The sequence below is a fragment of the Rhodoblastus sphagnicola genome (assembly GCF_002937075.1).
In the GTDB taxonomy this organism is placed as follows: domain Bacteria; phylum Pseudomonadota; class Alphaproteobacteria; order Rhizobiales; family Beijerinckiaceae; genus Rhodoblastus; species Rhodoblastus sphagnicola.
The window spans coordinates 1-12,916 of record NZ_NHSJ01000058.1; the positions used below are offsets into that span (position 1 = coordinate 1).

12 protein-coding genes are annotated in these 12,916 nt (G+C 65.1%); 5 read left to right on the forward strand and 7 right to left on the reverse strand.

Going from position 1 to position 12,916, the window contains the following annotated elements; all coding sequences use genetic code 11:
• On the reverse strand, positions 1-401 hold a 401-nt coding region (locus CCR94_RS25960; protein ID WP_146089933.1), incomplete at its 3' end, for a DUF4131 domain-containing protein.
• A gap of 346 nt (positions 402-747) precedes the next feature.
• Here CCR94_RS25960 and gltX point away from each other — a divergent pair.
• The gene (gene gltX, locus CCR94_RS09505) at positions 748-2,181 is read left to right on the forward strand and encodes a glutamate--tRNA ligase (RefSeq protein WP_104507639.1); all 1,434 of its coding nucleotides are present in this window, start codon (positions 748-750) and stop codon (positions 2,179-2,181) included.
• A gap of 70 nt (positions 2,182-2,251) precedes the next feature.
• Here gltX and CCR94_RS09510 read toward each other — a convergent pair whose 3' ends face one another.
• On the reverse strand, positions 2,252-3,847 hold the full coding sequence (locus CCR94_RS09510) for a hypothetical protein (RefSeq protein WP_146089934.1): 1,596 nt from the start codon (positions 3,845-3,847) through the stop codon (positions 2,252-2,254).
• Positions 3,848-4,469: 622 nt separating this feature from the next.
• Between CCR94_RS09510 and gltA the strand changes: the two genes are divergently transcribed.
• The 4 genes from gltA to CCR94_RS09530 all read left to right on the forward strand — a co-directional run bounded on the left by gltA (position 4,470) and on the right by CCR94_RS09530 (position 8,850).
• Positions 4,470-5,783, forward strand: coding sequence for a citrate synthase (gene gltA / locus CCR94_RS09515; protein ID WP_104507641.1), 1,314 nt, complete (start codon positions 4,470-4,472; stop codon positions 5,781-5,783).
• The gene (locus CCR94_RS09520; protein ID WP_104507642.1) at positions 5,780-6,307 is read left to right on the forward strand and encodes a hypothetical protein; all 528 of its coding nucleotides are present in this window, start codon (positions 5,780-5,782) and stop codon (positions 6,305-6,307) included. The genes gltA and CCR94_RS09520 overlap by 4 nt, the downstream gene beginning before the upstream one ends.
• 144 nt (positions 6,308-6,451) lie before the next feature.
• Entirely contained in the window at positions 6,452-7,741 is a 1,290-nt protein-coding gene (locus CCR94_RS09525) for a DUF898 family protein (protein WP_104507647.1), read from the forward strand.
• Positions 7,742-7,743: 2 nt separating this feature from the next.
• Complete coding sequence (locus CCR94_RS09530) at positions 7,744-8,850, forward strand: M48 family metallopeptidase (protein WP_104507643.1); 1,107 nt, start codon at positions 7,744-7,746, stop codon at positions 8,848-8,850.
• Here CCR94_RS09530 and CCR94_RS09535 read toward each other — a convergent pair.
• The 5 genes from CCR94_RS09535 to CCR94_RS09555 all read right to left on the reverse strand — a co-directional run bounded on the left by CCR94_RS09535 (position 8,847) and on the right by CCR94_RS09555 (position 12,734).
• The gene (locus CCR94_RS09535) at positions 8,847-9,320 is read right to left on the reverse strand and encodes a YaiI/YqxD family protein (RefSeq protein ID WP_104507644.1); all 474 of its coding nucleotides are present in this window, start codon (positions 9,318-9,320) and stop codon (positions 8,847-8,849) included. The two genes, CCR94_RS09530 and CCR94_RS09535, sit on opposite strands and share 4 nt — an antisense overlap.
• A 5-nt stretch (positions 9,321-9,325) precedes the next feature.
• Positions 9,326-10,735: a ribosome biogenesis GTPase Der gene (gene der, locus CCR94_RS09540; protein ID WP_104507645.1), complete on the reverse strand. Its 1,410-nt coding sequence runs from the start codon at positions 10,733-10,735 to the stop codon at positions 9,326-9,328.
• A 79-nt stretch (positions 10,736-10,814) separates the two neighbouring features.
• Positions 10,815-11,486 (reverse strand): tetratricopeptide repeat protein, encoded by a 672-nt coding sequence (locus tag CCR94_RS09545; RefSeq protein WP_104507646.1) that lies wholly within the window; start codon positions 11,484-11,486, stop codon positions 10,815-10,817.
• Between the two features lie 200 nt (positions 11,487-11,686).
• Positions 11,687-12,067: a lanmodulin LanM gene (gene lanM, locus CCR94_RS09550; protein WP_146089935.1), complete on the reverse strand. Its 381-nt coding sequence runs from the start codon at positions 12,065-12,067 to the stop codon at positions 11,687-11,689.
• Positions 12,068-12,125: 58 nt separating this feature from the next.
• Complete coding sequence (locus CCR94_RS09555; protein WP_104507649.1) at positions 12,126-12,734, reverse strand: response regulator transcription factor; 609 nt, start codon at positions 12,732-12,734, stop codon at positions 12,126-12,128.
• Positions 12,735-12,916 lie beyond the last annotated feature (182 nt).

The window sequence follows — 12,916 nt, forward strand, 5'->3', positions numbered from 1 at the left end:
CCCAAAACGCCGCCGACGCCGCCGATGCGGGCGAAAAAGGCGTCGCGCGCGAAATCGTAGCCGCCCGGCAGCGCGGCATGGGCGGGCGGCAGGGCGCGCGCCTTGGCGACGATGAAATCCCCGGCGGCGAAAGCGGGGGGGCCGCGCGTGGTCAGGCGCAGGCGAAAAGGTTTTGCGTCCGGACCGACGCGCTCCATCTCCGATACGCGCAAAACGAAGCGCGATCCCTGCTGGCGGTAATCCACTTCTTCCACGAAACCGGTGACCATGCCGATGAACAGGCGCGGCAGCACCGGCGCGTCCATGCGCGCGGCGCGCCAGCTTGCGAGAGCTTCGCCGGCGAAAAAGGCCGCGAGCGCCGCCAGCGGAAGCATCAGCGCGCGGCGGTCGCGGGTCAGCACGGCGGCGACGGCGAAGCCGGCGGCGAGCGCCGCGACGATCCACAGGACCGGGTCGGTGGCGGCGAGCAGAGCGGCGATCGCCCCGGCGCCGGCGCAGACCGGCAGCCACAGGAAGAAGCGCCGCTCGCTCCACTCCTCCTCGAAGGCGGCGACCAGCAGCGCGTGCAGCCGTTCCGCGCCCCCTCGCGCGGAAATGCTTGCGGACAGGCGCCCGAAATTCAGTTTTCCGAGTTGCAGTTCTCCAACGTCGACCGTGTTTCGCCCCTTTTTTTGCGCGTCGGCGTTATGCTAGGAGGAGCGCGCGCGCCGCGACACCAACCGGGCGCGCGAAATCGAGAGTTTTTCCATGTCCGAGATGATCACGCGCTTCGCCCCCTCGCCCACCGGCTATCTGCACATTGGCGGGGCGCGCACCGCTTTGTTCAACTGGCTGCTCGCCCGCCAGCAGGGCGGCAAGATGCTGCTGCGCATCGAGGACACCGACCGCGAACGCTCCACCGACGCGGCGATTGACGCCATCATCGACGGCATGAAATGGCTTGGCCTGAACTGGGACGGCGACACCATCTACCAGTTCGCGCGCGCCGACCGCCACCGCGAGGTTGCAGAGGCGATGCTGGCCAAGGGCGCGGCCTACAAATGCTACGCCAGCGCGCAGGAGCTGGAGGCGATGCGAGATCTCGCGCGGAAAGAAGGCCGCCCGCCGCGCTATGACGGGCGCTGGCGCGAGCTTGGCGGGACGCAGGCGGAAAAAGACGCCATTGCGGAAGGCCGCAAGCCGGTGGTGCGGCTGAAGGCCCCGCGCGAGGGCGAGACCGTGATCCAGGACAAGGTGCAGGGCGAGGTCCGCTTTCCCAACAAGGATCTCGACGACCTGATTCTGCTGCGCTCGGACGGAACGCCGACCTACATGCTGGCCGTGGTGGTGGACGACCATGACATGGGCGTGACGCAGATCATTCGCGGCGACGACCATCTCACCAATTCCGCGCGGCAGAGCCACATTTATCAGGCCATGGGCTGGGAGATTCCGTCCTTCGCCCATATCCCGCTGATCCATGGGCCGGACGGGGCGAAATTGTCCAAGCGCCACGGCGCGCTCGGCGTCGACGCCTACCGCGCCATGGGCTATCTGCCGGAAGCGCTGCGCAATTATCTGGCGCGGCTCGGCTGGAGCCAGGGCGACCGCGAGTTCTTCACCACCCCCGAACTGATCGAGGCGTTTTCGCTCGACCAGGTGCATCGCTCGCCGGCGCGATTCGACTACGCCAAGCTCGAAAACATGAATGGCCAGTTTTTGCGCGCGACTCCCGACGACGCGCTGCTGGCGATTCTGCTGGACACCCTGCCCTATCTGCCCGGCGGCGCCGACATGGCGGCGAAAATCGACGACGCCAAAAAGGCGCAGCTTTTGCGCGCCATGGCCGGCTTGAAGGAGCGCGCCAAAACCCTGATCGAACTGGCCGACGGGGCGAGTTTCCTGTTCGCGCGGCGGCCGCTGTCTTACGACGCCAAGGCGACGGAAATCTTGAAGCCCGAGGGCAAGGCGCATCTCGCGGCCCTGGCGCCGAAACTCGCCGCCTTGCCCGACTGGACGGCGCAGGCGGCGGAAGCAGCCGTGCGCGCCTATGTCGCGGAAACCGGCGCGAAACTCGGACAGGTCGCGCAGCCGCTGCGCGCGGCGCTGACCGGGCGCGGAACCTCTCCAGGCATATTCGACGTTGTCGAAGTGCTCGGCCGCGACGAGGTTTTGGGGCGCATCAACGACGCGGCGGCTTGAGCGGCTTGGCGTTATAACGCCGCATCGGGATGGGACCGCGATGCGGCGCGCGGCCTGCCGGGGCCATGCGTCACGCCGGCGCGTTCCCCTTGACGGCCCCGGCGATTCCCTTTTTTCGCCGGCGCATGAATTGCGCCGCGAAGATGAGCGCGGCGAACCCGAGAACGCCGGCTCTCGACTTTTGCGCCAGGTCGAGCTTCGACTCATCGACCGAGAGCGTCGCCCCCGGGGTCAGCGGGCCAAGCACAAGCACATGGTCGCAATGGCTCAAAACAGCGTTTTCGCCCTTCGCGCGATAGGTCACAAAATCAATCGGGCCCGCGAAAACGCCGACATATGGCGTTGAAACAACGGGATTTTTTCTCAGATCCGCGAAGCTGACGCGACTGAAGACGTCGGGCGTCGACTCAGGGCAAAACGACCTGATATTTGCGTAATCGGGACTGAACAGGCGAACGCCCCAGACACTTTCCGGTTCGTCGCTGAAATTGACGAAATAGGACTCCGCCGTGCGGTCGGATGGACTGATGATTTTTTGCACGTCATTGACGATCTTGGGTAATTTCGTCATCAGCCTCACGCCAAACGCCGAGACCGCGACGATCGCGAAAACAGGGATCAGGCGCGCGAAATTTCCGCAATGGTCGCGCTGCGAAAACCGCAAGGCCGCCGCAAAACCGATGACCGCCGTCGCGAACATCAGTCTCCAGATGAACTGGATCTGACTCAGCCCCGGAATTTTTGGAATCAGACCGGCGAACAGCCACGTCTGCATCAGCAGCAGCGCAAAAAACAGGATTGAGCAGGACAGCAGCCGCCTGTCGCGATTGGCCCAGCCCGCGTAGACCAAATAGCCGCAAAACGCGATCATCGTCGGGCCAACCGTCGCGAAAATCGTGGGATCCAACACTTGCCAGGGTGGCGCGAACGTGTTGGCGAAGTTGAACGGCAGAGCCTGTTTGCCCAGGACGTCGTTCATGAACAGCGCCGCCGGAAGCCAGAAAGGCGCCGCCGCCGCCAGTCCGGCGACGCTCGCGGTCAGCAGGGGGCGCGCCAGTTTCAGCAGCGGGCGATCGGTGATGGCGTAAACCGAGACAAATGTGCCCAACGCGCAGAAGGCGAAGACGATGGGATGGGCGCAGGCTTGCAGAAAGAAGATGAACGCGAGCTTGATCCAAGAACTCCCCTCGCAAGACCTCCCCTCGCAAGACATCCCTTCGCGCGACGTCTCTTCGAGAGCATAGACGATCGCCATTGGAATCAGGGCATAGGCGCAAATCTCTCCAATCGCCGCCCTTGTGGTCCAATCTGAATAGACATAATTGGCCGTCAAGAACAGAATGGCCGCCGCGTAAGCCAGTTGTTTTTTCTCCGGTCGCGGCAGGCATTCGACCAGACGACGCAAAGAATAGATCAAAAGGCCGAGATAAACGACTTCCGCGATTTGCAACGACACGCGTGACGCGACTCCCGCGACCGTCAAGGCCACCGGAAGCAGGTAGGGTAAAAAACTGTAATACAGAAAGATCGCGGCGACCTCTCCTGTCGCCTTGTTTTCGATCAGGGGGCTTGGCGAGCCGGTCGCGATTTGTTGCGCCAACGCATCAATTCGCAAGACATGGTGCAGAGTGTCGTTGCCGGTGGCGAGAATGACATAGGCCGCCAAGAGCGTCGAAATCGCCAGGAAAGCCGATGAATAGCGCCGCTTCCGGATGGACTGGATTGAAAAAACAGTAATATATATTGTTGATATTGCGTAAAAAACAAAGACCGAAATCAACAGCGCGTCGCCGTGGAAAAAGTTGAACGAATTTGAATTAAGCACGCATCACCCCACCCCAACTCATTGGCTCCAGCCAATCTGATCCAGAAAGGCGATTCCTATCCAGAACGGCGATTCCCGCCGCGGGTGAGCGTCGCGTCGGGCGACGTCTGAGCCTGGGATCGGGCGGCTTGCGCCGCACCGCAGCCGCCCCCCGGCAACGCTCCACCCGAACCAAACGTCGATAGCATCCCGCCCTTTGCTTTTCCAGCCGTCGCCGGCAAGAAAGGCGACTCGGACTGGCGTTGGATTGCGCGCGCGCCCGCGCCAATTGTGCGGAGCGGCGCCCCATTGGTCTAGGGTGCGTCATCTTGCCCGATGCTCGCAAACAAGCTAGTCAGGGCAGCGCACAAATTGACGCGGCTCTACCGTCCAGCCCTTCCGGTGTTTCGTGGGGAATGAGGCTCGCCCGGGGCGCTCCCCGAACGGCAGACGCGGAGGTGGGTATTTGCAAAGGGGCGATGTCATGGGCGAACAATTGGGCGAAAACACGGGCCTTACAGCAACAATCACCGTCGGCGACAAGGTCGTGGACGCGCCGGTCCGGCACGGCTCTATTGGTCCGGCCGTGGCCGATATCAGCAAGCTCTACGCGCAGACCGGAATGTTCACTTACGATCCGGGCTTCACCTCGACCGCGTCCTGCGAATCCGCCATCACCTATATCGACGGCGACCAGGGCGTGTTGCTCTATCGCGGCTATCCGATCGAGCAACTGGCCGAAGGCGGCGACTTCCTCGAAACCTGCTACCTGCTGCTGAACGGCGAATTGCCGACCGCGCCGCAGAAGGCGGAATTCGATTATCGCATCTCGCGCCACACCATGGTGCACGAGCAGATGGCTCGGTTCTACCAGGGTTTCCGCCGCGACGCCCATCCGATGGCGGTCATGGTGGCCTGCATCGGCGCGCTCTCGGCCTTCTATCACGATTCCATCGACATCACCGATCCGGTGCAGCGCCAGGTCGCGACCGTCCGCATCATCGCGAAGATCCCGACCATCGCGGCCATGGCCTACAAGTACAATATTGGCCAGCCGTTCATGTTCCCGAAGAACGACCTTGACTATACGTCGAATTTCCTGCGGATGTGCTTTGGCGTGCCCTGCGAGGAGTTCAAGGTCAATCCGGTGGTCTCGCGCGCGCTCGACCGCATCTTCATCCTGCACGCCGACCACGAGCAGAACGCCTCGACCTCCACGGTGCGTCTCGCCGGCTCCTCGGGCGCGAATCCCTTCGCCTGCATCGCGGCGGGCATCGCTTGTCTGTGGGGTCCCGCCCATGGCGGCGCCAACGAGGCGGCGCTGAAGATGCTGACCGAGATCGGCCGCGTCGAGAACATTCCGAAATTCATCGCCAAGGCCAAGGACAAGAACGATCCGTTCCGCCTGATGGGCTTTGGCCATCGCGTCTACAAGAACTACGACCCGCGCGCGAAATTGATGGCCAAGACCTGCCACGAGGTTCTGGGCGAACTCGGCATCAAGGACGATCCGTTGCTCGACGTGGCGGTGGAGTTGGAGCGCATCGCGCTGCACGATGATTATTTCATCGAGAAGAAGCTCTATCCCAACATCGACTTCTATTCGGGCATCACCTTGAAGGCGATGGGCTTCCCGGTCTCCATGTTCACCGTGCTGTTCGCGCTGGCCCGCACCGTCGGCTGGATCGCGCAGTGGAAGGAAATGATCGAGGATCCGCACCAGAAGATCGGCCGCCCGCGCCAGCTTTATGTCGGCGAACCGCAGCGCCAGTATATCAAGATCGCCTCGCGCACATGAACTTGCGTTTCATCGCTCTCGCCCTCGTCCTGTTTCAGGCCGGGGGCGGTCCCGTTGTGGCGCAAGCACAATCCCAAGGACAATCCATCGAGGAAAGCGGCGCGCTCGACCGCCGCGCCCCGACGGAGCCGGTCGACGACAAGGCGTTCGATTGTCCGGCCTTCAAGGTGGTGATCGCCGCCGCGCCGGACGGTTTCGCCGCCCTGCGCGGCGCCGTCGCCCGCGAGGACGAGACTCTCGCGGCCTATTCGGTGGCGTCGCCGCTGTTTGGCGCCTGCGAAATCCTCGACAAGAAGAAGATTTCCGAAATCTCCTATTCCTGCCAGGCTTCAAGCCTCGATCTCGCCGACGTCAAGGCGACCATTGACTCCTGCCTCGGCGAAAGCGCGCAGCATTACGCCAGCAATGAAAACCCCAACACGCCCTTCCTGCGCTATAATGTCGCAGTCGCCGGGCGGCAGGCGCGGGTGATGGCGCTGAAAACCTTTGGCAAGGTCACGCTGGCGGTGTTCAACCCAAGGTGACGCCTTGGCGCGCATAAGCAACTGTTCACCACGGAACTCGATCGCGGCCGCGTCGCCGCGCATCCTTACGTAACGTTATCGATATTGCCGCAGCATCCGGCGGAAACCAATTTCCCGCCAAAACGGTTGCAAAAAGGCCTTTCGATGACGGATGTGCGGCTGCTGCTGAGAAACCTTTCCGGAGGCGACCGAACACCCCAGGCCCTGGCCTTCGCCGACCGCGCGGGCGCATTCTCCCGACTCGCCGTGCACGGCGCGCTGTTGGAGCTGGTCACTTTCGGCTTCTACCGGTTCTGGCTCAACACCGACGTGCGCCGCCATCTCTGGGCGCATACCACCGTTGGCGGCGACGCGCTGGAATATACCGGCCGCGCGCGCGAATTGCTGATCGGCTTCCTGATGGCGCTCGCCATTCTCGCGCCGGTCTATTTCGCTTATTTTCTGCTCGGCGTCGAAGCCGAGCGCGCCAAAACCTTCGGCTCGACGCCGCTGGTGCTGGTGTTTTTCCTATTCGGCCAGTTTGCGGTCTATCGCGCCCGGCGCTATCGCCTGACGCGCACGAGCTGGCGCGGCGTGCGCTTCTGGATGACGGGGGCGGGGCTCGACTATATGTGGCGCGCCGCGCTGTGGTCGCTTCTGGTCTGGCTGACGCTCGGCTTCGCCTATCCCTGGCGCGCGGCGGCGCTGGAGCGCTACAAGATGAGTCGCACCTTCTATGGCGATCTCCAGGGCGATTTCGGCGCCAAGGCCGACGATCTGTTCAAGAAGGTGTGGTGGATCTGGCTGGTGATCGCGGCTTTGGCCATCGCCGCGCCGGTTGCGATCGGCTATGGCGCGGGATCGCTGATCGCCGTCGCCAAAGCCTGGCCGGCGGCCCAGCCCTTGTCCCAACACGGCGGCGCTATCGGCCGTCTCGCGCTGCAAGGCGGCGCCGGCGCGCTGATTCCGCTGCTGACCGTGCTGCTGCTGGTGGCGCTCTATGCGCGGTTCAAGACCATCGAATGGCGCTGGTGGGCCTCGGGACTGCGGCTCGGGCCGATCGGCGTCGCTTCAAAACTGCAGCAGCCGCAATATTTCGCCCTGCTGGTCAAATATGGTCTGGCCCTGACCCCGTTCGCGCTGGCTGCGGCGGGACTGATCGCCTACGGGCTTGGGCACGACGCCAGTCTGCAAAAACTCTTGACGTCGGAAAAACAGCCGGGGCTGGCGCCGACGTCCTCGGCGCTGCCGATCCTGGTGGCGGGCTATGTGCTGTTCCTGCTGGCCCTCAACGTGCTCAACCGCATTTTCCTGCAACATCATTTCTGGCGACTGATCGTCTCGACGCTGGCGATCACCGGCGGGGCGGCGGCGGATCATGTCGCGCAACGCGACGAGGCCGCCGGCGCGCTCGGCGAAGGGCTCGCCGATGGCCTCGACGTGGCCGGGTTCTGACCATGACCCCCAGCGCGCTCTATTTCGACGGGTTGACCAGCCAGCGCCGCGAGGTGACGCTGAAGGCGGCGGAGACGCTGGAACTGGCGCAAGACGGGGAGATTTTGGCGCGTTGGCCGTGGCGGGAGATTCGCCGCGCCGATGCCGCGCCGGGCCGGGTGCGGCTGCGCTGTCGCGGCGCCGCCGAGTTGGCGCGGCTGGAGTTTTGCGACGACGCGGCCGGCCGCGCCATTTTGCGCCGCTGCGCGAAAGCGGGCGACGACGAGGACAGCGCCATTTCCACCGCCAAAATCGTCGGCTGGTCGATGGCTGCCGGCCTGTCCATTCTGGCGCTGGCGTGGTTCGGCATGCCGCTCGCCGCCGACCGGCTGGCGCCGCTCGTGCCGCAAAGCTGGGAGAACCGCGTCGGCGAAATGGTCGAACAGCAGGCGTCTACCGTGTTCGGCAAGAAAACCTGCGAGGGGGCGGAGGGCGCCGCCGCGCTGGACAAGCTGGTGGGCAAGCTGCGCGCGCAGGCGGGCTTGCCGCCGGCGCCGCCGCCGCAGGTGCTGGCCTCGTCGGCGCCCAACGCCTTCGCCCTGCCCGGCGGCCGGGTCTATCTTTTGCGCGGCATTATCGACGAGGCGCAAAGCCCGGACGAACTCGCCGGCGTGATCGCCCACGAATTCGCCCATGTCCGCCATTGCGACGGGTTACGCCGGTTGATCCGCGACGGCGGCGGCTCCTATCTGGTCAGCCTGCTGTTTGGCGACATCACCGGCGCCGGCGCGGCGGTTTTCGCGACACGCGCGCTGTTCGGCGCCGCCTATTCGCGCGAGGACGAGACCGCCGCCGACGCCACCGCCATCGAGGTTTTACGCGGACTCGGCCGCTCGCCTGCGCCAATGGGGCAATTGCTGGTGCGCGTGACCGGCAACGACGAACGGTTGAGCCTGCTGGCCAGCCATCCCATGAGTTCGGACCGGCTGGCGACCATGGAGGCGGCGCGGGTCGCGACCACGGGGCCGGACCTGCTCGACGCCGGGGAGTTCCAGGCGCTCAAGGCGATTTGCGGGGCGGGCAAGCTGGAGCAAAAGCCCGAAAAGGCGGCCGAGAAAAAGGGCGGTTAGGCTTGGCCCGCCGGCTTTTGCGAGCGCCGCGCGTGCTGGACGCAGCGCTCCAGCGCCGACAGGAAGGCCGAGCGGTCGCGCGGCGTAAACCCCTTGGGGCCGCCGGTGATCTCGCCGCCGGAGCGCAACTCGTCCATCAGATTGCGCATCGCCAGCGCCATCCCGATCGAGGACTCGTCGAAAATCTTGCCGTTGGGCGCCAGCACAAAGGCGCCGGTTTTCACGCAGCGCGCGGCCAGCGGAATGTCGGCGGTGACGACGATTTTGGTTGCGTCGGCGCGCTCGGCGATCCAGTCGTCGGCCACGTCCGGGCCTTGCGGCACCAGCACGCGCTCGATCATCGGATGGCGCGGCGCCTGGAACAGGCGATTGGCGACCAGATAGACTTTCAGCCCGTGCCGCGCGGCGACCTTGTAGCACTCGTCCTTGACCGGGCAGGCGTCGGCGTCGACGAAAATTTCCGGGTCCACCCCCGCTACCGCCGCTTCTTCTTGTCGTAGGGGTTTTCGCCCTGCTTGAGCGTCATGCGGATCGGCGTTCCCGGCAGTTGAAACGTCTGGCGCAGGCCGTTCATCAGGAAGCGCTGATAGGACTCCGGCAATTGGTTGAGCTGGTTGCCGAACAGCACGAAATGCGGCGGGCGCGCCTTGGGCTGGGTGATGTAGCGGATTTTGATGCGGCGGCCCGCCACGGCCGGCGGCGGGTTCTGGTCGATCACGTTTTCCAGCCAGCGGTTGAGGCGCGAGGTGGACAGGCGCTTGTTCCAGACTTCATGCGCGGAGATCACGGCGCCCATCAGGGCGTCGAGGCCCGCCCCGGTGGCGCCCGACACCGGCATCACCAGCGCGCCGCGCACCTGCGGCAGCAAACGCAAGGCTTCCTCGCGCAAAACCTTGATTTCGGCCTTGTCGGCGATCAGATCCCATTTGTTGACGCCGATCACCAGCGCCCTGCCCTCGCGGGCGCAGAGATCGACGATGGTGAGATCCTGTTTCTCGAAGGGTATGGTGGCGTCGAGCAGGATGACGACCACTTCGGCGAAGCGGATGGCGCGCAGGGCGTCGGCGGCGGCGAGCTTTTCCAGCTTTTCCTCGATGCGCGCGCGCCGGCGCAGGCCCGCCGTGTCGAAAATCTTGAGCTGCCGCTCGGCATCCTTGCCCTGCCAGAGGTAATCGACGCTGATGGAATCGCGGGTGATGCCGGCCTCCGGCCCGACCAGCAGCCGGTCCTCGCCGAGCAGGCGGTTGATCAGGGTCGATTTGCCGGCATTGGGGCGCCCGACCACCGCAATGCGCAGCGGCTTGGTCGGGTCGAGTTCGCTGCCCTCCTCGTCGTCGTCCAGCTCCAGCCTTTCGCGGCGCTCGTCGTCGTCGTCGGACAGTTGCGTGGCTTCGGGCAGGGCTTCGAGCAGGGAGGTGAACAGTTCGGCGAAGCCGTCGCCATGTTCGGCCGACAGCGCGATGGGGTCGCCGAGGCCGAGGTCGAACCCTTCATAGGCGCCGGCATAGCCGACGCGGCCTTCCGCCTTGTTGGCGATCAGGATCACCGGTTTGCCGGCGCGGCGCACCAGGGCGCCGAAATGGCGGTCCTCCGGGGTTACGCCGGTGCGGGCGTCGATGACGAAGAAAATCGCGTCGGAATCGTCGATGGCCGCTTCGGTCTGGGCGCGCATGCGGCCGGTGAGCGAGGCGGCGTCGCTCTCTTCCAGGCCCGCCGTGTCGATCACGGTGAAATTGAGGTCGCCGAGCTTGGCGTCGCCGGCGCGGCGGTCGCGGGTCACGCCGGGCTGGTCGTCGACCAGCGCCAGTTTCTTGCCGACGAGCCGGTTGAACAGGGTCGATTTGCCGACATTGGGGCGGCCGATGATGGCGACGGTAAAGGTCATAAAGGCTGGATACACTCGTGGTCCGCCCTCTCCCTTCGAGACGCCGCCTCCGGCGGCTCCTCAGGGTGAGGGCTACTGGTTATTTCTTTTCGGGCGTGGGCGGCGTGACCTTGCCGCCGCCGCGCGCGAGCGAGGCCAGGGCTTCCGCGCGCTGGCGCATCGCGGCCGGCGTGTTGGGATCGACGATCAACTGGTCGAGCAGCCGGCCGGCGTTTTCGAGGTCGCCGCGCTTCAGCGCCGCCAGCGCGAGGGTTTCGCGCGCGGAAAAGCGGAACGAGCCGTTGAGCAGCGGGCCGAAGCGGTTTTCCAGCTCGGCCTTTTCCGCGTCATCAACGCGCAAAAGGCCGGCGCGCAGCCGCGCCACATCCTGCAACAGCGCGGGAACGGCGGAATCGGCGGCGAGGGCGTCAAACGCCTTCACCGCGCCGGCGCGGTCCGTGAGTCCCAGCTCCTGCGCCGCGCGCAAAAGGGAGAGCGCGCGCACGCCTTCGGGCGCGGCTTTGGCCAGGGCCGCGAAAGCCTCATTGGCCTCGGCCGACTTACCGGCGACGGACAGCTCCTGCGCCGCCGCGAATTTGGCGCCGGCCGCCTCGGCGGCGGCGTTTTTCTCGTGGCGCAGATAGGTGAAGCCCGCCGTGCCCGCCACGACGGCCACGGCCGCGCCATAGACGAGAAAGGAATATTTCGCCCAGGTCCTGCTCAGTTTGTCGCTGCGAATGTCTTCATCGACTTCGCGGAAAATGTCGGCCATCGCCCTAACCCCGAGATTTGCAACGTCCGCGATTAGCACGGCCGGTCGGAGAAGGCGAGTTTTTTGCAAATCAGCCGACAGCTGACCGTTTTCCGGCGACGACGCCGGAAAACGGTCTTTTCGTCAGGCTCATCGGTCCCCCGCCAAAGGGCGGCGCATGACGCCCCGTGGCCATGGTCCGGGGGAGACGGCGAGCAGATTTATTTCAGCAGCTTCTTCAGCGCCTTGCCGGCGGGGCTGTTCAATTCCTTGGCGTCCAGCGTCGCGTCGGCGTCGGTGTTGGCGGCGTTGAACCTTTGCTCGACCACCACGAGCAGTTCGTCCTTGGTCAAGGTCTTGTCCTTGTCGGGGTCGGCGCCGGCGAAATCGGCCCGGCTCAGGCGGCCCTGCAATTCCTTGATGTCGAGCGTGCCCTCGTGATCCTTGTCGAGCTTGTCGAACAGGGCGCCGGCCGCCGCCTTGGCCTCGGCAAGATCGATGGTTCCGTCGTGGTCGGGATCGAGCGCTGCGGGAATTTTCGCGGCGTGAGCCGGCAGGACGAAAGCGAAGGCGACTGCGAAAATCAGGCTGCGTATCTTCATGAAACCCTCCACCTCATGCGCCACACTTTAGAGCCGCCGCACCGCAACATCAATGTCGTCAGCGCAAAACCTCGATGGCGGCGCGCAACAGGTCCATGGAACTGCGCGCGCCGAGCTTGGCTTTCAGCGCCGTGCAATTGTTGGCGATGGTCTTGTAGGACACGCCGAGCTTGTCGGCTATGTCGCCCATGTCGTCGCCCGCCGCCAGCAGACGCAGGATCTCGATCTCGCGCGTGGACAGGTTTTCGAGCGGCGACGGGTGGCGGGCGAAGGCCATTTTCCGCGCGAGATCGGCCGGCAGCCAGGTTCCGCCGTCGCAAACCTGTTTCAGCGCCGGCAGGAACAGCATGGGATCGTCGTTCTTGGCGATATAGCCGCGCGCGCCCGCCTGGATCGCCCGCGCCGCGAAAGCGGGATCTTCGTTCATGCTGAACACCACGATTTTCGCGTCCGCGTCCTTGCCGAGAATGCGCTGCGCCAGATCGAAGCCGGACAGGCCCGGCAGGTTGATGTCCACCACGCAGACATCGGGATCATGGGCGCAAAAGGCGGCGAAACCGCTTTCGCCATCGCCGGCGGCGAAAATCTCCACCCCCGGTTCGGCCGCAAGCAAAGCCTTGCAGCCGGACACGACCACCGGGTGATCATCAACGATGAGAACGCGCATCCCGCCTTCCTTTTGGCGCAGGATGCGACGGCGCGGCCCGGACGGCAAGGGGGGCGCGCCCTTTTCCAACCGGGTCAGGCCGCCGTGCGGCGGCCGAACGTGGCGCGACGTTCCTGCGGCGGCCGGTAGGTCGCGAGCACGATGTCATTCGCGCGCGGGGCTTGGGCGCGCGGGGCTTGGGC

What these genes read in the sequence shown, in the direction of transcription:
- gltX (WP_104507639.1), top strand. Translation starts at nt 748, where the DNA reads ATGTCCGAGATGATCACGCGCTTCGCCCCCTCGCCCACCGGCTATCTG.
- gltA (WP_104507641.1), top strand. Translation starts at nt 4,470, where the DNA reads ATGGGCGAACAATTGGGCGAAAACACGGGCCTTACAGCAACAATCACC.
- CCR94_RS09520 (WP_104507642.1), top strand. Translation starts at nt 5,780, where the DNA reads ATGAACTTGCGTTTCATCGCTCTCGCCCTCGTCCTGTTTCAGGCCGGG.
- CCR94_RS09525 (WP_104507647.1), top strand. Translation starts at nt 6,452, where the DNA reads ATGACGGATGTGCGGCTGCTGCTGAGAAACCTTTCCGGAGGCGACCGA.
- CCR94_RS09530 (WP_104507643.1), top strand. Translation starts at nt 7,744, where the DNA reads ATGACCCCCAGCGCGCTCTATTTCGACGGGTTGACCAGCCAGCGCCGC.
- der (WP_104507645.1), bottom strand. Translation starts at nt 10,735, where the DNA reads ATGACCTTTACCGTCGCCATCATCGGCCGCCCCAATGTCGGCAAATCG.
- CCR94_RS09545 (WP_104507646.1), bottom strand. Translation starts at nt 11,486, where the DNA reads ATGGCCGACATTTTCCGCGAAGTCGATGAAGACATTCGCAGCGACAAA.
- lanM (WP_146089935.1), bottom strand. Translation starts at nt 12,067, where the DNA reads ATGAAGATACGCAGCCTGATTTTCGCAGTCGCCTTCGCTTTCGTCCTG.
- CCR94_RS09555 (WP_104507649.1), bottom strand. Translation starts at nt 12,734, where the DNA reads ATGCGCGTTCTCATCGTTGATGATCACCCGGTGGTCGTGTCCGGCTGC.